Source organism: Luteibacter rhizovicinus DSM 16549, assembly GCF_001887595.1.
GTDB lineage: Bacteria > Pseudomonadota > Gammaproteobacteria > Xanthomonadales > Rhodanobacteraceae > Luteibacter > Luteibacter rhizovicinus.
The window spans coordinates 4,701,190-4,725,296 of record NZ_CP017480.1 but is presented as its reverse complement, the minus strand read 5'-3'; the positions used below and the strand labels follow the sequence as shown (position 1 = coordinate 4,725,296).

Here is a 24,107-nt window from a genome sequence, read left to right as displayed (position 1 = left end):
ATCCGTTCCCCCGCTGGCGGCATCAGGGCACCGCGGTCTCGGCAAGAATCGCCCTGGCGATCGCCTCCCGGTGGCTGCCCCGGCCCGGTACCAGGCGATGAGCGGCCGTCGGTACGAACACCGTCTGGACATCTTCGGGAATGACGTAGTCGCGTCCGCTGATCATCGCCCAGGCACGCGACGCGGCCAGCAGGGCGAGTCCGGCGCGCGGTGAGAGACCGACGCGAACTTCGTTGTGCTTGCGGCTTGCCGTGAGCAGGGCCTGGAGATAGTCGAGCAAGCTGCTGCTGACCTTCACTGCCTGCGCGGCGGCATGCAGCTGGCCGATCGCCGCGACGTCGAGGCGCGGCTTCAGGGAGGCCATCAGCTCGCGGCGGTCTTCGCCGATCAGCAGCGCGCGCTCGGCAGCGGGATCGGGATAGTCCAGGCTCAAGCGCAACATAAAGCGATCCAGCTGCGAATCCGGCAACGGAAAGGTGCCGGCCAGGTCGAGCGGGTTCTGCGTAGCGACAACGAAGAAGGGCCGGGGTAGCTCGTGGGTCACCCCATCCACCGTGGTCTGCCCCTCGGCCATGGCCTCGAGCAGGGCGCTCTGCGATTTCGGCGTCGCGCGGTTGATTTCGTCGGCGAGCAGCAGGCTGGTGAAAATGGGGCCCGGATGGAAACGGAACTGACCCGTCTCGCGCTCGTAGACGCTGACCCCGATAATGTCGGATGGCAGGAGGTCGCTGGTGAACTGGATGCGCTGGAATTCGAGATCGAACGTGGCGGCCAGCGCGTGCGCCAGGGTGGTCTTGCCCACGCCGGGCACGTCTTCGAGGAGGAGATGGCCGCCGGCGATGAGGCAGGTGAAGGCCAGCTTGACCTGGCGCGGCTTGCCGAGCAGCACGCCGTTCACCTGGGCCAGTGCGCCGTCCAGGCGGTGCCGGAGCATTTCATCGTTGAGCGGAGTAGTCGCTGACATGATCGATGCGTGTGCCCCCAGGCCTGGCAATGTCGATGTTTGAGCGTTCCAGTGTAGCGGCGGCGACGCGATCGTGGCGAGGGATGTTCCTCATCATCTTCGTCGTGGCCTTGCTGCTGAAAGTCGTCATAGCGGCCACGTTGTCGCCCTTCGGTGACGAGGCCTTCTACTGGCAGGAGAGCCTCTCGCCAGCCTGGGGTTACAGCGACCTGCCGCCGCTGACGGCCTGGTTGATCGGCTTGTCAGAGGGTGTCTTCGGCCACGCGCTTCTGTCCATGCGCCTGCCGTTCCTGCTCATCGGCGCCGCGTTGCCCTGGCAGGTCGGCGCCATCGCGCGACGCTTCGGTGGCGAGATGGCGCGATGGCAGGCGGCGACGTTCGCCGCGCTCCTGCCGCTGGTCGGCAGCATGGGCGTGTTGGCCTTGCCCGATGTGCCGCTGACCTTTGCCATCGTCCTTGCCACGCATGGTTTGCTGGCGGCGCTGGAGACCGATCGCCGCCGCGACTGGGTCCTGCTTGGTACGGGTCTGGCCATCGCCTGGATGACGCACTATCGCGCCGCGATGCCGATGCTGGCGGGTTTGCTGTTCCTCATCGCGACTTCGCGAGGCCGCCTGCAATGGAAGCGCCCCGGCCTGTGGCTGGCCATGGCGGTGGCGTCGCTCGGCCTGTTTCCCCTGGCGATCTACAACCTTGCCGCACATGGCGCGGGCCTGGCGTTCCAGTTGGTGGAGCGCAATCCCTGGCGCTTCCACGCCGATGCGCTGGTCCAGCCGCTGGAGCAGGCCATCGCCTGCACGCCCCTGGCCTGGGTCGTGCTCATGTGGGCCCTGTGGCAGGCCTGGCGCCGTCGTGGCGACGCGCCGTTCGACGTGATCGCGATGGTCGCGGGCAGTTTCATCGTTCTTTACTTCGTGCTCGGTCTGTTTGCCGACGACGTCCGTTTTCGTGCGCACTGGCCGTTGCCGGGCTTCGTGCTTCTCTGCGCGATCCTGCCTTCCTTGCTGGCGCATGCCGGGCGAGGCTGGCGCCGGTTTGCGTTCGTCGGCTTCGTGCTCGCCGGCGTTGGCCTGCTCACTGGGTTGGGCTACCTGGCGCTGGCCGCGTCACCGAATGGTGCCCGCGTGCTGGCCGATGTGAAGGCCTTTCCGTCGAACTTCACCGGCTGGCGTGAAAGCAGCGAGGCCGTGCGGACATCGCTGGCCAAGGACCCCTCGGCGCTCATCGTTGCCGACAATTTCATGCTGGCGGCGGAGTTGCGTTTTGCCCTCGGCGGGTCCCACGTGGTGTATGCGCTCGACAGCCCGTTGAACACCAAGCATGGTCGCGCGCCGCAGCTGGCTGTTTGGGGCATCGATGAATCGGGCCTGGCCAGGCGCGCAGGCCAGCGCGTGCTGCTGGTGGTCGACGAAACCTCGTTGCGCGAACGCGAGAAGCGCGACTGGCTGGCCTCGGTGTGCTCGCGGGTCGAGATCGGCGAGCCGCCGATACGTCTCGACCTGTTCGATGGTCGTCGTCGCTTCGCGCTGTACGACGCCACCGCGCGAGCCGTCCCGGGTCCGCGCATCGCTCCGGATGAATGCATCGTCTGGCGTGAGGCCTACCGGGCCTCGATCGTGCCCGTGGGCGGGTCGTCAGGGCAGGGCGATGCCGGCGTCGCGAAGTAAGCGGCAGGTGGCGATGAGAGGCAGGCCGATCAGGGCGGTCGGGTCTTCGTTGACGATGCGCTCGAACAAGGCGATGCCGAGCCCTTCGCACTTGAAGCTTCCTGCGCAGTCCAGCGGGCGTTCGCGTTCGATGTAACGCTCGATGTCCAGCGGCGACAGTGGACGGAAGTGCACCCGCGTTTCGTCGACATGGAGGGCTGCCACACCCGCGGTGTCGATCACGCAGACGGCGGTATGGAAGACGACCTCGCGCCCCGAGCTCGCCGACAGCTGCTTGTGTGCCGCGTGGACGGTGCCCGGCTTGTCGAGGACGGTTCCGTCGAGATCCGCGACCTGGTCCGAGCCGATGACGACGCAGCCAGGACGTAGCACGGCGACGGCGCGGGCCTTGGCCTCGGCCAGTCGCGCGGCGCGCGAAGCGGGAGCTTCTCCGGGCAGGGGATCTTCGTCGGTTCCCGGCGAGGCTTGCTCGAACCGGTCCAGCAGGCGCCGGAGCAGGCTGGCGCGGTAGGCCGACGTGGATGCAAGGATGACCACAGGCTGGCTGGACACTCAGAACTCCCTGTGGATGTGCTCGCGCACCGCCGTGTCGAGGGCGGTCTGCGCATCGTCCAGGGCGCGCAGGCGCGGTTCCAGTTGATGACGGGCCCGGACCAGGCCTTCGACGGCCTCATCCAGCTCGCGCTGGCTGGCCTCGGGCGCGCGGTCGCGGATCCACAGGCGTTGCTGAAGCAGGGCGCGCAGCCCCGAGTCCACGGCCTGCTGGGCCTCGACTTCACCGGCGGCGGGCACGTCGGGACTGACCGACATGACCGAGTGAGCGCGCTGGAGTCGGTCTCGGCAGTCTTTGAGATCGGCTTCGAGGCGGTCGGCGTTATCGAGCAGGTCCTGCATCGCGCCATGGCGTCGCCGCGTCCGTTGCTGGGACACGGCCCAGGCGCAAAGGCCGATAGCGGCCACGATGATGGCCGCAAGTACATAATAAGCAAAAGAAAACACGCTAGCTCTTCCCCCTGTTGGGTGTGCTGCGGCAAACTACATCCTGGCCTGCGAGTCTGCACGAAAGGGCCCGGCCTGCGCAAAACCACGCGCCGTTGCGCTTTGCACTCGCTAACCGGTTGACTTCAGGTAGGTTGATGCCTACCATTTCCCGATTATGTCCGTGACCTTGCCATCGTCCGTGGACGCTTGGCGCGAAGTTCGTGCGCGGCGTTCGTTCCAGGGCTCGCTTCCTGTGTCGGCTTTTGCCCGCCTCGGTGAAGTCGTTGCGTCGCCCGAAGGCGACGTAACCTACGAGCTGGACTTCGGTCGCGACGAGTTCAATATCGCCTATGTGGCCGTCCGTGCGAAGGCGCCGTTGACCGTTATCTGTCAGCGTTCGCTCGAACCGTTCGTGCTCTCGGTCGAGATCGATACACGTCTCGGACTGATCGTCGAAGAAAGTGAGGAAGCCGCGTTGCCCCCGGGCTACGAGGCATTGCTGATCGAACAGGATGGAAAGCTCAGCCTGGTCGCGACGATCGAAGATGAATTGCTGTTGGCGCTGCCCCTGGTCCCGGTCAATCCGGACTACGAGTTGCCTGACGACATCGTTGGTGCCGACGAGGAAGAAGAAGCCTCGCCGGATCCGTCTGAAAACCCGTTCGCGGCACTCCGCGGACTCATAAAGTAAACCGCTGGAGATTTGTCATGGCAGTTGCCAAGAGCCGCAAGACCCCGTCCACCCGTGGCATGCGTCGTTCGCACGATGCGCTGACGACCGTTCAGCTGTCGACCGATCCGACCAGCGGCGAAGTGCACCTGCGTCACCACGTGACCAAGGATGGCTTCTACCGTGGTAAGAAGGTCATCGAAACCCGCGGTGCGGTTGAAATCGAAGACTGATCTCCCTTCGTAAGGGATGATCACGACGCAGGCGGCGCGGTAACGCGCCGTTTTGCGTTTGTGGCCTATGGCCACGCGCACCTCCGGCCCCGGGCCATCGCCGCCCGGGCGAGTCCGCCCTGACGAGGGGAACGGTTCTGAAATACGCCCGCATCATCGGTACCGGCAGCGCACTTCCCGATAAGGTCGTGACCAATGCCGACCTCGAAAAAATCGTCGAGACCACCGACGAATGGATCCGCACGCGCACCGGCATCTCCGAGCGCCATTACGCGGCCGACGGCGAGACCACCGGCGACCTTGCCTTCCTTGCTGCCCAGCGCGCCCTCGAGGCCGCCGGCGTCAAGGCATCCGAGATCGACCTGATCATCATCGGCACGACCACGCCGGATCTCATCTTTCCGTCCACGGCCTGCCTCGTGCAGCACCGCCTGGGTGCGAATGGCTGTGCCGCCTTCGACGTCAACGCTGCCTGTTCGGGCTTCGTCTACGCCCTGGGCATCGCCAACGCGTTCGTGCGCAGCGGCCAGTCGAAGAAGGCCCTGGTGATCGGCGCCGAAACCCTCACCCGCATGGTCGACTGGACGGAGCGCGAAACCTGCGTGCTGTTCGGCGACGGCGCGGGTGCGGTCGTGCTGGAGGCCTCGGACGAGCCGGGCATCTTCACCACGCGCATGCGCGCCGACGGTGGTTTCAAGCATCTGCTGTTCAATCCGGTAGGCGTGTCCGTCGGGTTTACCAATGCACCGAACCACGGTGTGAAGATCAACATGCTGGGCCGCGAAGTGTTCAAGGTCGCGGTCAAGACGCTCGACTCGCTGGTCGGCGAGACTCTCGCGGATGCCGGCATGAAGGAAGACGAGATCGACTGGCTGATTCCGCACCAGGCGAACCTGCGCATCATCGAAGCGACGGCCAAGCGGCTGAACATGTCGATGGACCGGGTCATCGTCACGGTGGACAAGCACGCCAACACCTCGTCGGGTTCGGTGCCGCTGGCACTCGATTACGCCGTGCGTTCGGGCAAGGTCAAACGCGGGCAGAACCTGCTGCTCGAGGCGTTTGGTGGCGGGTTTACCTGGGCCTCGGCGTTGCTTCGATACTGAGCCCCGCGTGGCCCTGCCTTGGGTAGGAGCCGGGCTTTGTGTAGGAGCCAGGCTCTGTGTGGGAGCCGGCTATGCCGGCGATGGCCTCACCGGCTACACCGCTCCGTTGGCTTTTCGCCGCTGAAGCGGCTCCCACAGGGGTGCCCCTCCCGGGACCCCTATGGGGTCCCGGGAGGGGCACCACACGCCTGCGAATGGTGCATTCGCCCCCAAGTTACTGGCACCATTCGCGGTTTGACGTTCCGGAAACCTCTCGCATGACCGCATCCAGCGCCTCACTCGCCGTTGTCTTCCCGGGTCAGGGCTCACAGTCCGTCTGCATGCTCGCCGAACTCGCTGCGACCCATCCCGAGGTCCGTGCGGCCTTCGACGAAGCCTCCGAAGGTGCTGGCATCGACCTGTGGGAGCTGAGCCAGAACGGTCCCGAGGAGCGCCTCAACAGCACCGAGAACACCCAGCCGGCGCTGCTGGCTGCCAGCGTCGCCGTATGGCGCGTGTGGGTGAAGCAGGGTGGTGCGCGTCCGGCCTACCTGTCCGGGCACAGCCTGGGCGAGTACAGCGCCCTGGTCGCCGCTGGCGCGATTTCCCTGAAGGACGCCGCCGGCCTCGTCGCCGAACGCGGTCGCCTGATGCAGGCCGCTGTCCCGGCCGGCGTGGGCGCCATGGCCGCCATCCTCGGTGGTGACGATGCCCAGATTGCCCAGGTCTGCGCGGAAGTCGCCCAGGGTCAGGTCGTCGCGCCCGCCAATTTCAATTCCCCCGGCCAGTTGGTCATTGCCGGCCATGCCGAGGCCGTCGACCGCGCCCTGGCCCGTCTGGCCGAGCTCGGTGTGAAGAAGGCCGTGAAGCTGGCCGTTTCGGTGCCGTCGCATTGCATGCTGATGCGCGACGCCGCGGACAGGCTGGGTGAGCGGATGGCGGCCATCGCCTGGTCGATGCCGTCGATCCCCGTCATCCAGAACGCCGACGCCCAGGTCCATACCTCCGTCGAAGACATTCGCGGCGCCCTGATGCGCCAGCTCTACCTGCCGGTGCGCTGGACCGAGTGCGTCCAGGCGCTGGCGGCGAACGGCATCACGCAGGCGCTGGAGTGCGGTCCGGGCAAGGTTCTTTCCGGCCTGATCAAGCGCATCGACAAGTCCGTCGAGGCCAGGCCGATCGGTACGCCCGCCGAGCTCGATGCCGCACTCGCGCTCGCCAGCGCCTGACTTTCCCCGTTATGACAGGAATTCCCATGACCCAGACCCTCAAGGGCGAGATCGCGCTTGTCACCGGCGCCAGCCGCGGCATCGGCGCGGCCATTGCCGATCGCCTCGCCGCGCTTGGCGCGACGGTGTTCGGCACGGCGACCACCGAGGCCGGCGCCCAGGCCATCGGTGAGCGCCTTGCCGCCCATGGCGGCCACGGACGCGTGCTCAATGTGACCGACCCGGCAGCCATCGAGGCGCTGATCGACGGCATCACCAAGGAGGCCGGTGCGGTCTCCGTTCTGGTCAACAATGCCGGTATCACCCGCGACCAGCTGCTCATGCGCATGAAGGAGGAGGACTGGAGCGCCATCATGGAGACGAACCTGACCTCCGTGTTCCGTACGTCCAAGGCCGTGATGCGGGGCATGATGAAGGCGCGCAAGGGCCGCATCATCAGCATCGCTTCCGTGGTCGGTGTCACCGGCAATCCCGGTCAGGCCAACTACGCGGCGGCGAAGGCCGGGATCATCGCGTTCTCCAAATCGCTGGCCCGTGAGATTGGCTCGCGCGGCATCACGGTGAACGTGGTCGCGCCGGGCTTCATCGATACCGACATGACCCGTTCGCTGCCGGAAGAGCAGCGCACGGCGCTTCTGTCCGGCATCGCCCTGGGTCACCTGGGCGATGCCAACGATATCGCCGAGGCGGTGGCCTTCCTGGCTTCGCCCGCGGCGAAGTACATCACCGGCGAGACGCTCCACGTCAACGGTGGCATGTACATGCCCTGACGGGCACGGCCTTCATCGGCCAGGGTCAATGGCAGTCGCCAGCGGCCCGTTTTTGAGAGACAATCATCGTTTCGCGCCCGGCTTAAGAAAAACCGGGCGTCATCCACGTGACGGCAGTGTGTTGGCGGGCCAAGTCCTTAGCCACTACAATGCCGCCGGAATTTTCCCTCGGGAGGTAAAGGCAACATGAGCACCATCGAAGAACGCGTTAAGAAGATCGTCGTCGAGCAGCTGGGCGTCAAGGAAGATGAAGTCACCACCAACGCGTCGTTCGTGGACGATCTGGGCGCCGATTCGCTGGATACCGTTGAGCTCGTGATGGCTCTCGAAGAAGAGTTCGAGTGCGAAATCCCGGACGAAGAAGCTGAGAAGATCACGACGGTTCAGCAGGCGGTCGACTACATCAAGGCCCACGTCAAGGCCTGATCGAGCGACTGGTTGTCGATCGGAGGCTTGCCTCCCGTCGATCTCCGAGCGACACGGAAGCTGCGCCTATAGGCGCAGTTTTCGTTTCCGCTTTTCGTAACCTGCGCTCGCGTATGGTTGCGTGCATAAAGTGCTAAGGAAACAAACGCATGAGTAAACGACGTGTGGTAATTACCGGCATGGGGATTCTCTCGCCGGTCGGTAACGATGTCGCCACCGCCTGGAAGAATGTCGTCGAAGGTAACAGCGGCATCGGCGCTGTCACCGATTTCGATACCAGCGCCTACAACACCCGCATCGCGGGCGAAGTCCGCAATTTCGTTGCGGCCGACGCCTTCTTCGACGGCGTTCCGACGCCGACCGACGAGGCGGGCATCAAGGCGCTGGAAGACGAACGTCGCTCCATTGCGAAAGACTTCAAGCGGATGGACCCGTTCATCCATTACGGCATCGTTGCTGGCGCCCATGCGTTCCGCCAGTCGGGTCTGGTGGTGACCGAAGAAAACGCCGGTCGTATCGGCGTCGCTGCGGGTGCCGGCATCGGTGGCCTGCACACGATCGAAGCCACCGCGATCGAGTTGAACGAGAAGGGGCCGCGCAAGGTCTCGCCGTTCTATGTGCCCAGCTCCATCATCAACATGGTGGCCGGCAACCTGTCGATCTACTTCGGCCTGAAGGGCCCGAATATCGCCCTGGTCTCGGCATGCACGACGGCAGCGCACAACATCGGCATGGCCATGCGCCTGATCCAGTACGGCGATGCGGATGCGATGCTGGCCGGCGGTTCCGAGCATGCGACCACGACGACGGCCATGGCAGGCTTCTGCTCGGCCAAGGCGATGTCCACGCGCAACGACGATCCGACGCACGCCAGCCGTCCGTGGGATATCGGCCGCGATGGCTTCCTGCTGTCGAACGGCGCCGGCATGCTCATGCTCGAAGAGTACGAGTTCGCCAAGGCGCGTGGCGCCAACATCCTGGCCGAGCTTGTCGGCTTCGGCATGAGCGGCGACGCGTATCACATCACCTCGCCCAGCGGCGACGGTGCGGAGCTTGCCATGCGCAATGCCTTGCACGATGCGCACATCACGCCGGAAGACGTGCAGTACGTGAACGCGCACGGCACCTCGACGCCGGTGGGCGATCTTGGCGAAGCCAAGGCCATCCGCAACGTGTTCGGCGACCATGCCACGGCGAAGGGCAAGTTCGCGGTCAGCTCGACCAAGTCGGTCACCGGTCACCTGCTCGGCGCTGCCGGCGGTGTCGAGGCGATCTTCTCGGTCATGGCTATCCGCGACGGCATCATGCCGCCGACGATGAACCTCGTCGACGTGGATCCGGAAGTCGCGGCGCTCGGCATGGACCTCGTGCCGAACAAGGCGGAGAAGGCGGACCTCAACATCGTCGTGTCGAACTCGTTCGGCTTCGGCGGCACCAACGGTACGCTCGTCTTCCGTCGCGTCTGATCGGCGTGGCTTTCGTCACGCGAACCCTGGCCGGCCGGCGCGATCTCCTCGCGCCGGCCGCGTCGTATCCGGCGCGCTATCCCGCCCTGCTGGCCAGTGCGGTCACGGGTACGCCACAGTCACGTTTCGACATCCTCTTCGTCGCAGGTGACGCGTCGCTCACGCTCGGCGCGGACATGCTCGTTCGCGATTCGGCGGGCGACATCGTTCCTGGGACGTTTCTCGATGCACTCGATGCCGCCTGGGCGACGCGCCATCATCCGCGTGTCGAGGACGGCTTGCCGTTCCACGGCGGCTGGATCGTCTACCTCGCGTATGAGCTGGTCGGACAGATCGAGCCGAGCCTGGAGCTGCCGTCATCGAACGGTGCGGCGCCCGTCGCCTTCGCCCTGCGTGCGCCCGCGGCGGTCATCGTCGATCATGTCGAGCAGCGCACGATCCTCATCGCGGAGGAGGGCGCGGATCACTGGCTGGATGTCATGGCCGCCGATCTCGATGTGGCGCTGCCCGAATTTGCGTTGCCACTGCCCGATGTCGTCGAAGAAGACGAGCCCTCGCGATTCCTCGACGGCGTGCTGCGTATCCACGAGCACCTGCGTGCCGGGGACGTGTTCCAGGTCAATCTGTCGCGGCGCTGGTCGGCGCGGTTCGCCGAGCCGCCGTCGCCATCGACGCTGATGGCCGCGTTGCGTGAGGCCAACCCGGCACCGTTCGCCGGCATGTTGCAGCAACCGGGCTGGGCCATCGTCAGCTCTTCGCCGGAGCGTCTTGTCGAGTCGCGCGATGGCGTGCTGCAGACGCGACCGATTGCCGGTACGCGTCCGCGCGTGCCCGGTGACGACGACGCGGCGCGCATTCGTGAGCTCACGACGCATCCGAAAGAACGTGCGGAACACGTCATGCTGATCGACCTGGAGCGCAACGACCTCGGCCGGGTGTGCGTGCCGGGCAGCGTGAAAGTCGACGAGTTGATGGTCGTGGAGAGTTACGCCCATGTGCACCACATCGTCTCCAATGTGCGCGGCCGGGCACGCGAAGGCGTGACCCCGGGCCAGGCGATCGCAGCGACGTTTCCGGGCGGCACCATCACCGGCTGCCCGAAGGTCCGCTGCATGCAAATTATCGGCGACATCGAGCAGGAGCCGCGCGGCGCTTACACCGGCGCGATCGGCTATCTCGACGACAATGGCGACATGGATCTCAATATTCTCATTCGCACGCTGATGGTCGAAGGTCCGCGTGTCAGCTTGCGTGCGGGGGCGGGGATCGTTACCGACTCGGTGCCGGACAGGGAGCTTGACGAGACGCGTGCGAAGGCGCGCGGCCTGTTGCGTATCTTCGGCGTGGCATGAGCATGCGCACGTCGGTCGACTTCATCGAAACCGACCGGCTGGACACGGCAGACCGCGGCCTTGGCTACGGCGATGGTCTGTTTGAAACGCTGCGTGTGGTTGGCGACGTCGTGCCGCTCTGGCCGCGTCACGCGGAACGCCTGCGCATGTCGGCGGCACGTCTTGGCCTTCCCGAACCAGATACCGATGCGATGCTGGCCGAAGTGCGACGCCTGGGCGGGGACCTGGACGATGCCGTGGCCCGCATCACCTTTACCGCGGGCATCGGTCCGCGCGGGTATGCCCGCCCCGGCGTGGCTAGTCCGACGACGGTGATCGGGGTGGGTCCCTTGTCCCTTGCGGCCGACGCGTATCGCGAGGGGATCGCGCTGCGCCTGTGCGACACCCGTCTGGGCGACCAGCCTCTGCTGGCGGGGATGAAGCACCTCAACCGCCTCGAGCAGGTACTCGCCCGTTCCGAGTGGGACGACGCGCGTTGGCAGGAGGGACTGATGGCCGACCTGCAGGGCCACATCGTCTGTGCAACGGCCGCCAACCTGTTTGCCGTGCGGGAAGGGCGTCTGGTCACGCCGCCGGTGGATCGCTGTGGCGTCGCGGGTGTGGCACGCGCGGAAATCCTCGCCACGGGCGAGGTCGCGATCGAGCCTGTGTCGATGCAAATGCTGCTCGAGGCCGACGAGGTCTTCCTCACGTCGGCGGTTCGGGGCATCCTTGCCGTTCGGGCTTTCGCTGGCCGAACCTGGCAGCCCGGCCCGGTCACCCGCCATTGGCAGGCGCACTGGTGTGGGATCGGCCTGCCGCTACCGTTCCGTTCGAAGGATTCCGATTGATGAAAGTGCGCGGCATCGCCCTCTGGCGGGTCATCTTGCTGGTGGTGCTGGTCGCGGCGATCGCCGTGGGTAGCTGGCTTGTTTTCGACTGGTCGCGCTTTGCGCGCACGCCGCTGAGCGTGCCCGTGGCCGGGCAGAGTATCGACGTGGCACGGGGTGCCTCGTTCAAGGACATCGTGCGCGACCTGCGCGCTCGCGGTGCGAGCCGTGCCTCGCCGCTCTACTGGCGCGTGCTGGCCATCGAGATGCGCGCGTCGGGTCGACTGCACGCCGGCGAATACCTGCTGCGCGCGGGCATGACGCCTCGCGACCTGATCGGCGACATGGCCAACGGCAAGGTGATGCAGCGCAATTTCACCATCGTCGATGGCTGGAACGTCGGCGACCTGCGCCGCGCGCTGGCAGCGACGGACACGCTGTCGCACGACATGGCGGATATCGACAACGAGGCCTTGATGAAGCGCCTCGGCAACGAAGGCGAGCATCCCGAGGGACGGTTCCTTCCGGAGACCTACGCCTACGTCAAGGGCGATACCGACTCCAGCATCCTCAAGCGTGCGCACGCGGCGATGATCAAGACGCTCGACGCGGCCTGGGCGTCGCGTGCGCCGGACCTGCCGCTGGCTACGTCGTACGAGGCGCTGATCCTCGCCTCGATCGTCGAAAAAGAGACGGGCAGGGCGGACGAGCGCCCGCGCATCGCTGGCGTCTTCATCCGTCGGCTGCAACTGCACATGCTGCTGCAGACCGACCCCTCGGTGATTTACGGCATGGGTGAGAGCTACACGGGCAACATCCACAAGAGCGACCTCACGACCGACACCCCCTACAATACGTACACGAGGGTCGGCTTGCCGCCGACGCCCATCGCCCTGCCGGGACGCGCAGCCATCCAGGCGGCGCTGCATCCGGTCGGAGGCAAGGACCTGTACTTCGTCGCCAAGGGCGACGGCAGCCATGTCTTCTCGGCGAATCTCGACGATCACAACCGGGCCGTGGCCTGCTACCAATTGAAGCGATGCCAGTGACGACACCCCAGCGCGGCCGACTGATCACCCTCGAAGGCGGCGAAGGCGCCGGCAAGAGCACGCTGCTGCGTGGGCTCGAGGCGCACCTGCGTGCGCAGGGCGTGGATCTCGTCGTCACCCGCGAACCCGGCGGTACGACCGTCGGCGAGGCGGTGCGCGGCGTGGTGCTGGATGCAGCCAACAACGAGCTTTGCGCGGAAGCCGAACTGCTGCTCATGTTCGCCTCGCGAGCCCAACTGGTGCGCCAGGTGATCGAGCCAGCGCTGGCCGCCGGCCGCTGGGTGCTCTGTGACCGTTTTACCGACGCCAGCTTTGCCTATCAGGGTGGCGGGCGCGGCCAGCCCGTCGAACGCATCGAGGCTCTCGAGGCCTGGGCGGCGTTGGCTCTCAAGCCGGACATCACCTTGTTGCTCGATCTGCCGGTGAGCACCGGACGCGCGCGTGCCGCCGGTCGTGGCGAAGCCGATCGCATCGAAGTGGAGGGTGATTCCTTCTTCGAGCGTGTTCGTGGTGCCTATCGCGACCGGGCCGCCGCGGAGCCCGCGCGCTTCCGTCTCCTGGATGCGACGTCGACGCCGGACGTGGTTCTCGGACAGGCCATCCAGGGTGTCTCCGGTCTGCTCGCCGGAGTGGGTTCATGAGCCTGCGGCCCTGGCATGCCGAGGCCTGGGCACGTCTACAGGCCCGTCGCGAGCGCGATGCGCTGCCCCATGCCTTGTTGCTGGCGGGGCCTGCCGGCCTGGGCAAACGCGATTTCCTGGCGACCTTCGTCAAGGGCCTGCTCTGCCAGCAGACCCACGACGGGACGCCTTGCGGGGTTTGCCGTAGCTGCCACCTGATCGCCGCGGGCACCCACCCCGATGTCGCCGCGCTCTCGTTCGGCCTGCGCAAGGACGGCGTCACGCGTAGCGAAATCGTGGTCGACCAGATTCGCGACCTTTCCGCACGGCTGGCCATGTCCAGTCAGTTCGGTGGCTGGCAGGTCGCTACCGTGGATCCGGCGGATGCCATGAACGCGGCGGCGGCCAATGCCCTGCTCAAAACGCTCGAAGAACCGACCCAGGCGACCCTGCTGGTCCTCGTCGCCGACGAGCCGGCGCGCTTGCCGGCGACCATTCGTAGTCGCTGCCAGCGCATCGATTTCCTCGTGCCCACGCGCGACGTTTCGCTGGCATGGCTTGCCGCCGAGGGCGTGAAGGATGCCGAGGCGGCCCTCGATGCCGCGGGTGGCAATCCCGGCATGGCGCGGACCTGGGCGGCGGACGGCGCGCTGAAACAGCGCGGCGAGGTGCGTCACGATCTCAAGGCATTGGCCGCTGGCCGCGGCGATGCGATGGAAGTGGTCAAGCGTTGGCAGGCCGCCGAGCCGGCTCGCTACCTCTGGTTCGCTGCGCAGGCCGCGACGGACGAGCTCCGCGCCCGGGCCGCTGGCAAGGCCGCGCCGCTGGAAAGCCAGATGGACGACGAGTCGCTCGACGCCTGGTACGGCAAGGCCAATCGCGCCAGGGACGCCCTTCGTGGGCCGCTGCGGGTCGACCTGCTGTTGCTCGAGCTGCTTGCCGCCTGGCGTTGACGCCGTCTTATCGGGCATTCGGACCTAATCGGCTTATCGCCCTGATTCCCTAGGAACCTGCCTTTGTCCCGCGACCCCGTCATCGACGGCAGCACCCGCGTTCTTGTCGTTGCGCCTCATCCCGACGACGAGTCGCTGGCGGCCGGCATGCTGATCCAGCGCACGCTGGCCGCCGGCGGCCGCGCCGATGTGCTGCTGCTGACCGATGGTGACGACAATCCCTGGCCGCAGCGCTGGATCGAGCGGCGCCTCGTGATCGACGCCGCTGGTCGGGCTCGCTGGGGTGCGCGCCGCCGGCTCGAAGTGGCGGCGGCCCTGGGGCGGCTCGGCGTCGGTCCGGAGCACCTGCATGCCCTCGGCTGGCACGATATGCAGGTGACGGACGAGCTGCGCATGCGGACCTCGGCGGCGGTCGGCGCGATCCGTCGCATCGTCGAGCGGGTACGGCCCAATCTCGTCGTCATCCCCGATCTGGGCGACAGCCATCCCGATCACGGCTCGGCGCACGTTCTGGCACGGTTGGCCCTGTCCGCCGCGGGGTCGATGGCCGAGATACTGACCTATATGATCCACGGCACCGAGCGTTCGGCGCCGGAAGACCTGATCGTCCCCGATGCGGATCCGGAGCGCCTGGCGACGAAGATCGACGCCGTGCTGGAGCATGCGACGCAGATGGCCTTGAGTCGCAAGCGCATGCTTGGCGTGGCGTCGCGCCCCGAGCGCTTCGATCGGGCGCCCGCTGCGCCGGGCACGGGTGCGCTGCGCCTGCCATGGCAGCCAGGGCACCTGGCACGCGTCCGGTTGCGCCTGGTTCTTGCGGACGGGCTCGGGGTGCAGGTCTGGCCATGGCGCCACGCGCCGATCGAGCGGGCAGGGGAGCAATGGCTGCTGCCCCTGCGTGGCGCCCCGGGTCCGGCCTTCGCCAAGCTCACCGCCGACCTCTCCACGCCCTGGATCTACGACCGCTACGGCTGGGCCGGAGAAGATCCCGAACCGGTCGGGCTTGTGGCCCGGGCCGCCGGGTAGCTAGGATGACGGTCAAACCAGGGGATTCCACGTGTCCATGAACGCCACCAGCTCCTCGCCGCGACAGGGCATCCTCTCGCTGAAGATCAAGGACGTGAACTCCCTGTACATCTCGTACATGCCGTTCCTGAAGACCGGCGGCCTGTTCGCACCCACGGCCCAGCGCTACAGCCTGGGTGACGAGGTGGCCTTGCTGGTCACCCTGATCGACGAGAACGAGCGCCTCTCCGTGGCCGGTCGCGTGGTCTGGATCACGCCGGTGGGCGCGCAGGGCAACCGGACGGCCGGTGTCGGTATCCAGTTCAACGAGTCCCCCGAGAGCGAAGGCGCCCGTCAGCGCATCGAAGCCTTGCTCGTCGGCACCCTCGCCTCCGAGCGTCCGACCCAGACCATGTGACATATCGGCGCGTTTCGGCGCCGAATGTGGGCGTCCGACAAGTTTTCTCCTTATTAATACTTGTCGTGATACCTGCACGCACTGGTACAATAGATCGGTTCCCCAACGTGAGATTGTGGATATCCGGAGTTGTTGGTACGCCACGCGTCCCGACACGGATCGATCCATTTGGATCGATTCGATAAAAGCTCTGGCGACCCTAGCCGGACCGCTCGTCCCCGCCGACGGTCACTGATGCGCCCAGTGAGGCGCGGAGGTACGCAGCATCGTGCTTGCCCAATACTGGCCCGTCCTGTTGTTCATTGCCGTGGCCGTAGGCCTAGGTGTGGTCCTGATGGCGATCGGCATGCTTGCCGGCCCCAGCCGTCCCGACTCCGAAAAGCTCTCGCCTTATGAGTGCGGCTTCGAGGCCTTCGAGGACGCGCGCATGAAGTTCGACGTGCGCTACTACCTCATCGCCATCCTCTTCATCATCTTCGATCTCGAAATCGCCTTCCTGTTTCCCTGGGCGGTGGTGTTCGACAAGATCGGCGCGATCGCGCTGATCGAGATGGCGCTGTTCCTCGCGCTGCTCGTGGTCGGTTTCGCTTACGTCTGGAAGAAGGGAGCGCTCGAATGGGAGTGATGACCACCATCGATCGGGTGATGCACAACCCGACGCCGCTCAACCTCGTCGACGACATCCTTCGTCCCAACGGCGACGCCCCGGTCGTGAACCGTGGCTTCGGCGTGACCAGCATCGACGCCCTGATGAACTGGGCGCGTACCGGTTCGATGTGGCCGATGACCTTCGGCCTGGCCTGCTGCGCCGTCGAAATGATGCACGCCGGTGCGGCGCGTCTGGATCTCGATCGCTTCGGCGTCGTCTTCCGTCCCAGCCCGCGCCAGTCCGACGTGATGATCGTGGCCGGGACCCTGGTGAACAAGATGGCCCCGGCGCTGCGCAAGGTCTATGACCAGATGCCCGAGCCGAAGTGGGTCATCTCCATGGGTTCCTGCGCCAACGGCGGCGGTTACTACCACTATTCCTACTCGGTCGTTCGCGGCTGCGATCGCATCGTTCCGGTCGATATCTATGTGCCGGGTTGCCCGCCGACGGCCGAAGCGCTGATCCACGGCATCCTGCAGTTGCAGAAGAAGATCCGTCGCACCCACACGATCGCGCGTTAACAGGGCATCGCACATGAGCGTTATTAACGAGACCTCGCTGGTCGAACGGCTCGCCGCGCGCTTCGGCGACATGCTGACGGTGAAGGTCGACCGCAATGAAGTCACCGCCGAGGTGGCTCCGCGTGACCTGATCGCCGTGGCCACCGCGCTGCGTGACGAGGCAGGCTTCCGCTTCACCATTCCCATCGACGTCTGCGGCGTCGACTACCTCAGCTACGGGCAGACCGAGTGGGACACCGACACCGCGCAGGGCGATAGTTTCTCGCGTGGCGTGGAAGGTGAAGCCATGGGTCGCTTCACGTGGGCCGACCGTCCGCGCCAGGTGGAGCAGCCGCGTCGTTATGCCGCGGTGTTCCACCTGCTGTCGATCGAGCTCAACCAGCGCATCCGCGTGCGCGTCTTCTGCGAAGACGACGCCTTCCCGATCGTCCCGTCGGTGACCCCGGTGTGGCCGGGCACGGACTGGTTCGAGCGCGAGACGTTCGACCTGTACGGGATCATCTTCGACGGTCATCCGGATCTTCGTCGCATCCTCACCGACTACGGTTTCGTGGGCCATCCGTTCCGCAAGGATTTCCCGCTGATCGGCAACGTCGAAGTGCGCTACGACCCCGAACAGAAGCGTGTGATTTACGAACCCGTCTCGATCGAACCGCGCGTGCTCGTGCCGCGCACGATCCGTAACGACGCCGATCTCGATCAGGCCAGGGCGGAATCCGCCGATCATTGGCGGGAGAATTAAGCCGTGGAAGAAATTCGCAATTACACGATGAACTTCGGCCCGCAGCATCCTGCTGCGCATGGCGTGCTGCGCCTGGTACTGGAGATGGACGGCGAGACGATCGTCCGCGCCGATCCGCACATCGGCCTGCTGCACCGTGGCACCGAGAAGCTCGCCGAGTCCAAGCCGTTCAACCAGTCCATCGGTTACATGGATCGCCTCGACTACGTCTCGATGATGTGCAATGAGCACGCTTACGTGCTGGCCATCGAGAACCTGCTCGGCATCCAGGCACCGATCCGTGCGCAGTACATCCGCACGATGTTCGACGAAATCACCCGCATCCTGAACCACCTGATGTGGGTGGGTTCGAACGCGCTCGATCTTGGCGCCATGGCCGTCTTCCTCTACGCGTTCCGTGAGCGCGAAGAACTGATGGACGTCTACGAGGCCGTGTCGGGCGCGCGCATGCACGCGACGTACTACCGTCCGGGCGGCGTCTACCGCGACCTGCCGGACCAGATGTCGAAGTACCGCGAGTCGCCGTGGCACAAGGGTGCCGACCTCAAGCGCCGCAACGCGTGGCGTGAAGGTTCGATGCTGGACTACCTCACGGAGTTCACCAACGATTTCCCGGCGCGCGTCGACGAATACGAATCGCTGCTGACCAACAACCGTATCTGGAAGCAGCGTACGGTCGGCATCGGCGTCATTCCGCCCGAGAAGGCCCAGGCCTGGGGCATGACCGGCGCCATGCTGCGCGGCTCGGGCATTGCCTGGGATCTGCGCAAGAAGCAGCCGTATGCCGCTTACGCGAACATGGACTTTGATATTCCGGTCGGTGTGAACGGCGACTGCTACGACCGTTACCTGGTCCGCGTCGAAGAGATGCGCCAGTCGAACCACATCATCAAGCAGTGCGTGGCGTGGCTGAAGGGCAACCCGGGCCCGGTGATGGTGCAGAACTACAAGGTCGCGCCGCCCAGCCGCGAAGAAATGAAGAGCGACATGGAAGCGCTGATCCACCACTTCAAACTCTTCACGGAAGGCTACGGCGTACCCGCCGGTGAAACCTATACCGCCGTCGAAGCGCCCAAGGGCGAGTTCGGCTGCTATCTCGTGTCCGACGGTGCGAACAAGCCTTTCCGCGTGCATCTGCGCGCGCCCGGCTTCGCCCACCTGTCTTCCATGGACGCGATCGTGAGAGGCCACATGCTCGCCGACGTCGTCGCGATGATTGGCACCTACGATCTCGTCTTTGGCGAAGTCGACCGCTAAGTCGACGGAGTGAACTGAATCATGAAAGCCACCGGACATTTTGAGCAGGTCAAGGACGTCGATCCCCTTGTCGTGCTCAACGATCACACCCGCAGCCACATCGATCACTGGGTCTCCAAGTTCCCGCCGGATCGCAAGCGCTCCGCGCTGATCCAGTCGCTCATGGCGGCACAGGAACAGAACGTCGGTTACCTCACCGATGAACTGATCACCGCGGTCGCCAAGTACCTCGAACTGCCGGCGATCTGGGCCTACGAGGTCGCGAGCTTCTACTCGATGTTCGAGACCACGCCTGTCGGTCGCAACAACGTCGCCATCTGCACCAACATTTCCTGCTGGTTGAACGGGGCCGAAGGCCTGGTTCGCCATTGCGAGAAGAAACTCGGCATCAAGACCGGCGAGAGCACCGCCGATGGCCGCATCTATCTCAAGCAGGAAGAGGAATGCCTCGCCGCTTGCGCGGGCGCGCCGATGATGGTCGTCAACGGTCACTACCACGAGAAGCTGACGACCGATTCGGTCGACGCGATCCTCGACGGTCTTAAGTGAGGTAAGGGCAATGGCTAGCACCACTGGTCCGGTCGGACCCGCACCGCAGGAACACCAGGTCGTCTACACGACCCTGCATTTCGAGAAGCCCTGGGCGCTCGAGAGCTATGAAAAGGTGGACGGTTACAAGGCATGGCGCAAGATCCTGGCGGAAAAGCCGGATCCGGCCGCCCTGATCGAAGAGATCAAGAAGAGCTCGCTGCGCGGTCGCGGTGGCGCCGGCTTCCCCACGGGCCTGAAGTGGAGCTTCATGCCCCGCACGGCACCGGGCCAGAAGTACATCCTGTGCAACTCGGACGAATCGGAGCCGGGTACCTGCAAGGACCGTGACATCCTGCGCTTCAACCCGCATTCGGTCATCGAAGGCCTGGCGATCGCCTGCTACTGCACGGGCTCGACCGTCGCCTACAATTACCTGCGTGGCGAGTTCCACCACGAGCCGTTCGAGCACATCGAAGAAGCCCTGAAGGAAGCCTACGCGGCTGGCCTGCTCGGCAAGGACATCGATGGCACCGGCATCGACGTGGACATCTACAATGCCCTCGGCGCCGGCGCTTACATCTGCGGCGAAGAAACCGCGCTGATGGAATCGCTGGAAGGCAAGAAGGGCCAGCCGCGCTTCAAGCCGCCGTTCCCGGCCGGCTTCGGCCTGTACGGCCGTCCGACCACGATCAACAACACCGAGACCTATGCCTCGGTGCCGGCGATCCTGCGCAATGGCGCGGAGTGGTTCCTCAACCTCGGCAAGCCGAACAACGGCGGCCCGAAGATCTTCTCCGTCTCCGGCCACGTGGCCAACCCGGGCAACTTCGAGATCCGTCTCGGTACGCCGTTCTCCGAGCTTTTGCAGATGGCCGGCGGTATCCGTGGCGGCAAGAAGCTCAAGGCCTGCATCCCCGGCGGTTCGTCGATGAAGGTGCTCACGGCCGAGAAGATCATGGAATGCACCATGGACTACGACTCGCTGCAGAAGGCGGGTTCGGGTCTGGGTTCGGGCGCCGTGATCGTGATGGACGAGACCACCTGCATGGTCCGCGCCTGCCACCGCATCTCGCGTTTCTATATGGCGGAGTCGTGCGGCCAGTGCACCCCGTGCCGCGAAGGCACCGGCTGGATGCACCGCGTGCTCTCGCGCATCGTCGAGGGCAAGGGCACGCAGGAAGACCTGCATCGCCTGAAGGCCGTCGCCGGCCAGATCGAAGGCCACACCATCTGCGCGTTCGGCGAAGCCGCCGCGTGGCCGGTACAGGGCTTCCTGGCCAACTTCTGGCACGAATTCGAATACTACGTGGAGCACGGCCGTTCGATCGTTGACGGTCCGGCGGACACGGTCACCACTGGAGTCGCTGCATGAGTGCGCAGCCCGTAGCCAATGCCGCGCCGGACCTCGTCAATATCGAAATCGACGGCGTCCCGGTGCAGATCGCCAAGGGGCGGATGATCATCGAGGCGGCCGACGCCGTCGGGATTCCCATCCCGCGCTTCTGCTACCACCGCAAGCTTCCGATCGCCGCCAACTGCCGCATGTGCCTGGTGGAAATCGAGAAGATGCCGAAGCCGGCACCGGCCTGCGCCACGCCGGTGGGCGAGGGCATGAAGGTGTTCACGCGTTCGGACAAGGCGCTGAAGTCGCAGCGCAACGTGATGGAATTCCTGCTGATCAACCATCCGCTGGACTGCCCCATCTGCGACCAGGGCGGCGAGTGCGAACTGCAGGACGTCTCGCTCGGCTACGGCCGTTCGGTGTCGCGCTATAACGAGCGCAAGCGCACCGTGTCCGACGAGAACCTCGGGCCGCTGATCGCGACCGAGATGACCCGCTGCATCCAGTGCACGCGCTGCGTCCGCTTCACCAGCGAGATCGCCGGCACGTACGAACTCGGCGGCATGAGCCGCGGCGAGAACCTGGAAATCGGTACCTACATCGGCAAGACGATCGAGAGCGAACTGTCGGGCAACATCATCGACGTCTGCCCGGTCGGCGCATTGACCAACAAGCCGTTCCAGTTCCAGGCCCGCGCCTGGGAGCTGGTCGCCCGTCCGTCCGTCGGCTATCACGACGCGCTGGGTTCCAACCTGTGGATGCATACGCGCCGCGGTGAAGTGCTGCGCAACGTGCCGCGCGACAACGAGACGATCAACGAATGCTGGTTGTCCGACCGTGACCGTTACAGCCACCAGGGCCTGTACGCCGCGGATCGCGTGAAGTCGCCGATGGTCAAGCGCAACGGCCAGTGGTCGGCGACGACCTGGGACGACGCGCTCGCGGTCGCCTCCGAAGCGCTGAAGAGCGTTCCGGGTTCAGACCTCGGCCTGCTGGTGAATCCGGCGACGTCGAACGAGGAGGGCGAGTTGCTCGTTCGTCTCGCTCGCGGTCTGGGTAGCGCCCACATCGACCACCGCCTGCGTCAGCTCGACTTCGCCGACAACGCCTTCGCGAAGGCCTTTGCCTCGTCCATCGCGTCGTTCGACAAGGTCAAGGCCGCGCTGCTGGTGGGCTCGGACCTGCGTAACGAAGTGCCGCTGCTCAACCACCGCATCCGTCAGGCGGTGAAGAAGGGCGCCAAGGTTTACGCGGTCAACCCGGCCCACTTCAACTTCAACTACCCGCTGGCTGGCGAGTCCGTCGCCGCGCCGCATGCGCTGGTTGCCGAACTGCTGGTCCTGGCCAAGGCTGCCAGCGAGAACGGCGCCACGGTGCCGGAGTCGATCGCGTCCGCCCTCAACGGCGTGCAGACGACCGACGCCCACCGGGCCGCGTTCAAGGCGCTCGGTGAGAATGCGGTGGTCATCCTCGGCCACGCCGCCGTGACCCATCCGGAAGCCTCCTGGCTGCGCGCCATCGCGCGCTTCATCGCCCAGGCCGCCGGTGCCTCGTTCAACGAGATTCCGGTCGGCGCGAATGCACTCGGCCTCGCGTCGGTCGGCGTACTGCCGACCGCCGGCGGTCTCGATGCGCGCGGCATGCTGGCCCAGGCCCGCAAGGGTTACGTGCTCTATAACGTCGAGCCGCCGCACGACTTCGCCGATGGCACGCTTGCCCTGCAGGCGATGCATTCGGCGCAGACCGTGGTCGCGTTCGCCGCCTTCGCCAGCGATGCGCTGAAGGACTCGGCCGATGTGATCCTGCCGATCGGCCTGACGCCGGAAATCGACGCGACCCTGGTCAACGTCGAAGGCACCGCACAGAGCGTGCTGCCGGGTGCCAAGGCACCGGGGGAGGCACGTCCGGGCTGGAAGGTGTTGCGCGCGCTCGGCGGCATGCTGGGCGTCGCCGGCTTCGAGTTCGACGATCTGGTCGGCCTGCGTGCCGGCCTGACCGAGCGTGCGTCGGAGGTTCGTCCTTCGCTCGCCACGCGTGCCTCGGGCGTGACCTTCTCGCGCCTGGCCACCACGCCGATCTACCGCGTCGATGCGGTAGTCCGTCGTGCCGGCGCGCTGGCCTCGCACCCGCTGAACCGTGCCGCCGCCATCCGCGTCAATGCGGATGACGCCGGCAAGCTCGGCATCATCGATGGCGCGAACGCGCGTATCGGCGATGTCGTCCTTCCGGTGGCGATCGACGCCTCGGTGCCTGACGGTGCCGTGTGGATCGAGGCCGCGCACTCCGAAACCGCCATGCTGCCTCCGTACGGCGCGGCCATCACCGTGAGCAAGGCGTAACCATGGGCGCTCAACTCTTCGATCACGTCTTGATGCCGGTGATCTACATCCTGGCGATCGTGCTGCCGCTGGTCATCGGCGTCGCATTGTACGTCTGGTGGGAACGCAAGGTGCTCGGCTGGATGCACGTCCGCATGGGGCCGAACAAGGTCGGTCCCGCCGGTCTGCTCCAGGCCTTCGCCGACGTCGTCAAGCTGCTCCTGAAGGAAGTGGTGCTGCCGACCAACGCGAACCGCGCGTTGTATTACCTGGCCCCCTTGCTCGCCCTGGTCCCCGCGCTCGCCGCGTGGGCCGTGGTGCCGTTCGGTCCGGAAGTCGTCCTCGCCAACGTCAATGCCGGTGTGCTCTACCTGCTGGCGATGACCTCGATGGGTGTCTACGGCATCATCCTCGCCGGCTGGTCCTCGAACTCGCGCTACGCGATGCTCGGTGCGATGCGCGCCGCGGCGCAGGTGATCTCGTACGAACTGTCGATGGGCATGTCCATCGTCTGCGTGCTCGTCCTGACCGGTAGCCTGAACCTCTCGGCCATCGTCAACGCGCAGTCGGGCAACTTCTTCACCTGGTACTGGCTGCCGCTGCTGCCGGTGTTCGTCATCTACTTCGTCTCGGGCGTGGCCGAAACCAACCGCGCACCGTTCGACGTGGCGGAAGGCGAATCCGAAATCGTCGCGGGCTTCCACGTCGAATACTCCGGCTCGCCATTCGCGCTGTTCTTCCTGGCCGAATACGCCAACATGATCCTGGTCAGCTTCCTGACCTCGATCTTCTTCATGGGCGGCTGGCTGTCACCGTTTCCGGAAAGCTGGGGCCTGATCGGCCACGGTGGTTTCCATTGGCTGTTCATCAAGGCCTTCTTCTTCGCCTTCCTGTTCCTGTGGTTCCGCGCGAGCTTCCCGCGCTACCGCTATGACCAGATCATGCGTCTCGGCTGGAAGGTCTTCATCCCCATCACGATCGTCTGGGTCCTCGTCGCCGGCTGCATGAAGTATTTCGGCCTGGTCCACGTTGGCACGGGAGCCTGAAAGC

At 65.7% G+C, this 24,107-nt stretch carries 26 protein-coding genes; 23 read left to right on the top strand and 3 right to left on the bottom strand.

The features are described from left to right. Positions 1-22 precede the first annotated feature (22 nt). Positions 23-964 (bottom strand): AAA family ATPase, encoded by a 942-nt coding sequence (locus BJI69_RS21615; RefSeq protein ID WP_046968741.1) that lies wholly within the window; start codon positions 962-964, stop codon positions 23-25. Positions 965-1,047: 83 nt separating this feature from the next. On the opposite strand from BJI69_RS21615, the gene BJI69_RS21610 reads away from it, so the two are divergent. Continuing rightward, positions 1,048-2,631 (top strand): ArnT family glycosyltransferase, encoded by a 1,584-nt coding sequence (locus BJI69_RS21610; RefSeq protein WP_052767293.1) that lies wholly within the window; start codon positions 1,048-1,050, stop codon positions 2,629-2,631. Here BJI69_RS21610 and BJI69_RS21605 read toward each other — a convergent pair. Both BJI69_RS21605 and BJI69_RS21600 read right to left on the bottom strand, forming a co-directional pair. Next, the gene (locus BJI69_RS21605; RefSeq protein ID WP_244465314.1) at positions 2,599-3,183 is read right to left on the bottom strand and encodes a Maf family protein; all 585 of its coding nucleotides are present in this window, start codon (positions 3,181-3,183) and stop codon (positions 2,599-2,601) included. The two genes, BJI69_RS21610 and BJI69_RS21605, sit on opposite strands and share 33 nt — an antisense overlap. Beyond that, complete coding sequence (locus BJI69_RS21600; RefSeq protein WP_046968740.1) at positions 3,184-3,630, bottom strand: hypothetical protein; 447 nt, start codon at positions 3,628-3,630, stop codon at positions 3,184-3,186. Between the two features lie 157 nt (positions 3,631-3,787). Here BJI69_RS21600 and BJI69_RS21595 point away from each other — a divergent pair, with 157 nt between their 5' ends. The 22 genes from BJI69_RS21595 to nuoH all read left to right on the top strand — a co-directional run bounded on the left by BJI69_RS21595 (position 3,788) and on the right by nuoH (position 24,103). Beyond that, a complete protein-coding gene (locus BJI69_RS21595; RefSeq protein ID WP_046968739.1) occupies positions 3,788-4,303 on the top strand; it encodes a YceD family protein in 516 nt (171 codons plus the stop codon). A gap of 17 nt (positions 4,304-4,320) precedes the next feature. Next, complete coding sequence (gene rpmF / locus BJI69_RS21590; RefSeq protein ID WP_046968738.1) at positions 4,321-4,515, top strand: 50S ribosomal protein L32; 195 nt, start codon at positions 4,321-4,323, stop codon at positions 4,513-4,515. A gap of 137 nt (positions 4,516-4,652) precedes the next feature. Next, positions 4,653-5,621: a beta-ketoacyl-ACP synthase III gene (locus BJI69_RS21585; protein ID WP_125903157.1), complete on the top strand. Its 969-nt coding sequence runs from the start codon at positions 4,653-4,655 to the stop codon at positions 5,619-5,621. Between the two features lie 257 nt (positions 5,622-5,878). Beyond that, complete coding sequence (fabD, locus tag BJI69_RS21580; protein ID WP_046968736.1) at positions 5,879-6,829, top strand: ACP S-malonyltransferase; 951 nt, start codon at positions 5,879-5,881, stop codon at positions 6,827-6,829. A gap of 26 nt (positions 6,830-6,855) precedes the next feature. Further along, a complete protein-coding gene (fabG, locus tag BJI69_RS21575; RefSeq protein ID WP_046968735.1) occupies positions 6,856-7,599 on the top strand; it encodes a 3-oxoacyl-ACP reductase FabG in 744 nt (247 codons plus the stop codon). A gap of 186 nt (positions 7,600-7,785) precedes the next feature. Next, on the top strand, positions 7,786-8,025 hold the full coding sequence (acpP, locus tag BJI69_RS21570; RefSeq protein ID WP_046968734.1) for an acyl carrier protein: 240 nt from the start codon (positions 7,786-7,788) through the stop codon (positions 8,023-8,025). Between the two features lie 149 nt (positions 8,026-8,174). After that, positions 8,175-9,491: a beta-ketoacyl-ACP synthase II gene (gene fabF / locus BJI69_RS21565; protein WP_046968733.1), complete on the top strand. Its 1,317-nt coding sequence runs from the start codon at positions 8,175-8,177 to the stop codon at positions 9,489-9,491. A gap of 5 nt (positions 9,492-9,496) precedes the next feature. Beyond that, the gene (locus BJI69_RS21560) at positions 9,497-10,843 is read left to right on the top strand and encodes an aminodeoxychorismate synthase component I (RefSeq protein ID WP_046968732.1); all 1,347 of its coding nucleotides are present in this window, start codon (positions 9,497-9,499) and stop codon (positions 10,841-10,843) included. Positions 10,844-10,845: 2 nt separating this feature from the next. After that, positions 10,846-11,673, top strand: a complete 828-nt coding sequence (gene pabC / locus BJI69_RS21555) for an aminodeoxychorismate lyase (protein WP_244890702.1) — start codon at positions 10,846-10,848, stop codon at positions 11,671-11,673. Beyond that, positions 11,673-12,701 (top strand): endolytic transglycosylase MltG, encoded by a 1,029-nt coding sequence (mltG, locus tag BJI69_RS21550; RefSeq protein ID WP_046968730.1) that lies wholly within the window; start codon positions 11,673-11,675, stop codon positions 12,699-12,701. The genes pabC and mltG overlap by 1 nt, the downstream gene beginning before the upstream one ends. Further along, on the top strand, positions 12,692-13,342 hold the full coding sequence (tmk, locus tag BJI69_RS21545; RefSeq protein ID WP_046968729.1) for a dTMP kinase: 651 nt from the start codon (positions 12,692-12,694) through the stop codon (positions 13,340-13,342). Before mltG ends, tmk begins: the two co-directional genes overlap by 10 nt. Further along, entirely contained in the window at positions 13,339-14,274 is a 936-nt protein-coding gene (holB, locus tag BJI69_RS21540; RefSeq protein ID WP_046968728.1) for a DNA polymerase III subunit delta', read from the top strand. The genes tmk and holB overlap by 4 nt, the downstream gene beginning before the upstream one ends. A 63-nt stretch (positions 14,275-14,337) precedes the next feature. Beyond that, a complete protein-coding gene (locus tag BJI69_RS21535) occupies positions 14,338-15,300 on the top strand; it encodes a PIG-L deacetylase family protein (protein ID WP_052767292.1) in 963 nt (320 codons plus the stop codon). A 37-nt stretch (positions 15,301-15,337) separates the two neighbouring features. Beyond that, on the top strand, positions 15,338-15,697 hold the full coding sequence (locus tag BJI69_RS21530; protein WP_046968726.1) for a PilZ domain-containing protein: 360 nt from the start codon (positions 15,338-15,340) through the stop codon (positions 15,695-15,697). 268 nt (positions 15,698-15,965) lie between these two features. After that, positions 15,966-16,322, top strand: a complete 357-nt coding sequence (locus tag BJI69_RS21525; protein ID WP_046968725.1) for an NADH-quinone oxidoreductase subunit A — start codon at positions 15,966-15,968, stop codon at positions 16,320-16,322. Further along, positions 16,313-16,867, top strand: a complete 555-nt coding sequence (locus BJI69_RS21520; RefSeq protein WP_046968724.1) for a NuoB/complex I 20 kDa subunit family protein — start codon at positions 16,313-16,315, stop codon at positions 16,865-16,867. Before BJI69_RS21525 ends, BJI69_RS21520 begins: the two co-directional genes overlap by 10 nt. 13 nt (positions 16,868-16,880) lie before the next feature. Continuing rightward, positions 16,881-17,609: an NADH-quinone oxidoreductase subunit C gene (locus BJI69_RS21515; protein WP_046968723.1), complete on the top strand. Its 729-nt coding sequence runs from the start codon at positions 16,881-16,883 to the stop codon at positions 17,607-17,609. A 27-nt stretch (positions 17,610-17,636) separates the two neighbouring features. Next, positions 17,637-18,866: an NADH-quinone oxidoreductase subunit D gene (locus BJI69_RS21510; protein ID WP_244465317.1), complete on the top strand. Its 1,230-nt coding sequence runs from the start codon at positions 17,637-17,639 to the stop codon at positions 18,864-18,866. A 21-nt stretch (positions 18,867-18,887) separates the two neighbouring features. After that, the gene (nuoE, locus tag BJI69_RS21505; protein WP_046968721.1) at positions 18,888-19,415 is read left to right on the top strand and encodes an NADH-quinone oxidoreductase subunit NuoE; all 528 of its coding nucleotides are present in this window, start codon (positions 18,888-18,890) and stop codon (positions 19,413-19,415) included. 10 nt (positions 19,416-19,425) lie between these two features. Next, positions 19,426-20,769 carry an NADH-quinone oxidoreductase subunit NuoF gene (nuoF, locus tag BJI69_RS21500; protein ID WP_046968720.1) on the top strand — a complete coding sequence of 448 codons (1,344 nt, stop codon included), beginning with the start codon at positions 19,426-19,428 and terminating at the stop codon, positions 20,767-20,769. Beyond that, positions 20,766-23,078: an NADH-quinone oxidoreductase subunit NuoG gene (nuoG, locus tag BJI69_RS21495; protein ID WP_046968719.1), complete on the top strand. Its 2,313-nt coding sequence runs from the start codon at positions 20,766-20,768 to the stop codon at positions 23,076-23,078. Before nuoF ends, nuoG begins: the two co-directional genes overlap by 4 nt. 2 nt (positions 23,079-23,080) lie before the next feature. Continuing rightward, complete coding sequence (nuoH, locus tag BJI69_RS21490) at positions 23,081-24,103, top strand: NADH-quinone oxidoreductase subunit NuoH (RefSeq protein ID WP_046968718.1); 1,023 nt, start codon at positions 23,081-23,083, stop codon at positions 24,101-24,103. The last annotated feature ends 4 nt before the right edge of the window (positions 24,104-24,107 follow it).

What these genes read in the sequence shown, in the direction of transcription:
- holB (WP_046968728.1), top strand. Translation starts at nt 13,339, where the DNA reads ATGAGCCTGCGGCCCTGGCATGCCGAGGCCTGGGCACGTCTACAGGCC.
- mltG (WP_046968730.1), top strand. Translation starts at nt 11,673, where the DNA reads ATGAAAGTGCGCGGCATCGCCCTCTGGCGGGTCATCTTGCTGGTGGTG.
- BJI69_RS21595 (WP_046968739.1), top strand. Translation starts at nt 3,788, where the DNA reads ATGTCCGTGACCTTGCCATCGTCCGTGGACGCTTGGCGCGAAGTTCGT.
- tmk (WP_046968729.1), top strand. Translation starts at nt 12,692, where the DNA reads ATGCCAGTGACGACACCCCAGCGCGGCCGACTGATCACCCTCGAAGGC.
- nuoF (WP_046968720.1), top strand. Translation starts at nt 19,426, where the DNA reads ATGGCTAGCACCACTGGTCCGGTCGGACCCGCACCGCAGGAACACCAG.
- nuoH (WP_046968718.1), top strand. Translation starts at nt 23,081, where the DNA reads ATGGGCGCTCAACTCTTCGATCACGTCTTGATGCCGGTGATCTACATC.
- fabF (WP_046968733.1), top strand. Translation starts at nt 8,175, where the DNA reads ATGAGTAAACGACGTGTGGTAATTACCGGCATGGGGATTCTCTCGCCG.
- BJI69_RS21610 (WP_052767293.1), top strand. Translation starts at nt 1,048, where the DNA reads ATGTTCCTCATCATCTTCGTCGTGGCCTTGCTGCTGAAAGTCGTCATA.
- rpmF (WP_046968738.1), top strand. Translation starts at nt 4,321, where the DNA reads ATGGCAGTTGCCAAGAGCCGCAAGACCCCGTCCACCCGTGGCATGCGT.
- BJI69_RS21515 (WP_046968723.1), top strand. Translation starts at nt 16,881, where the DNA reads ATGAGCGTTATTAACGAGACCTCGCTGGTCGAACGGCTCGCCGCGCGC.
- BJI69_RS21510 (WP_244465317.1), top strand. Translation starts at nt 17,637, where the DNA reads ATGAACTTCGGCCCGCAGCATCCTGCTGCGCATGGCGTGCTGCGCCTG.
- acpP (WP_046968734.1), top strand. Translation starts at nt 7,786, where the DNA reads ATGAGCACCATCGAAGAACGCGTTAAGAAGATCGTCGTCGAGCAGCTG.
- nuoG (WP_046968719.1), top strand. Translation starts at nt 20,766, where the DNA reads ATGAGTGCGCAGCCCGTAGCCAATGCCGCGCCGGACCTCGTCAATATC.
- BJI69_RS21520 (WP_046968724.1), top strand. Translation starts at nt 16,313, where the DNA reads ATGGGAGTGATGACCACCATCGATCGGGTGATGCACAACCCGACGCCG.
- BJI69_RS21615 (WP_046968741.1), bottom strand. Translation starts at nt 964, where the DNA reads ATGTCAGCGACTACTCCGCTCAACGATGAAATGCTCCGGCACCGCCTG.
- nuoE (WP_046968721.1), top strand. Translation starts at nt 18,888, where the DNA reads ATGAAAGCCACCGGACATTTTGAGCAGGTCAAGGACGTCGATCCCCTT.
- fabD (WP_046968736.1), top strand. Translation starts at nt 5,879, where the DNA reads ATGACCGCATCCAGCGCCTCACTCGCCGTTGTCTTCCCGGGTCAGGGC.
- BJI69_RS21530 (WP_046968726.1), top strand. Translation starts at nt 15,338, where the DNA reads ATGAACGCCACCAGCTCCTCGCCGCGACAGGGCATCCTCTCGCTGAAG.
- fabG (WP_046968735.1), top strand. Translation starts at nt 6,856, where the DNA reads ATGACCCAGACCCTCAAGGGCGAGATCGCGCTTGTCACCGGCGCCAGC.
- pabC (WP_244890702.1), top strand. Translation starts at nt 10,846, where the DNA reads ATGCGCACGTCGGTCGACTTCATCGAAACCGACCGGCTGGACACGGCA.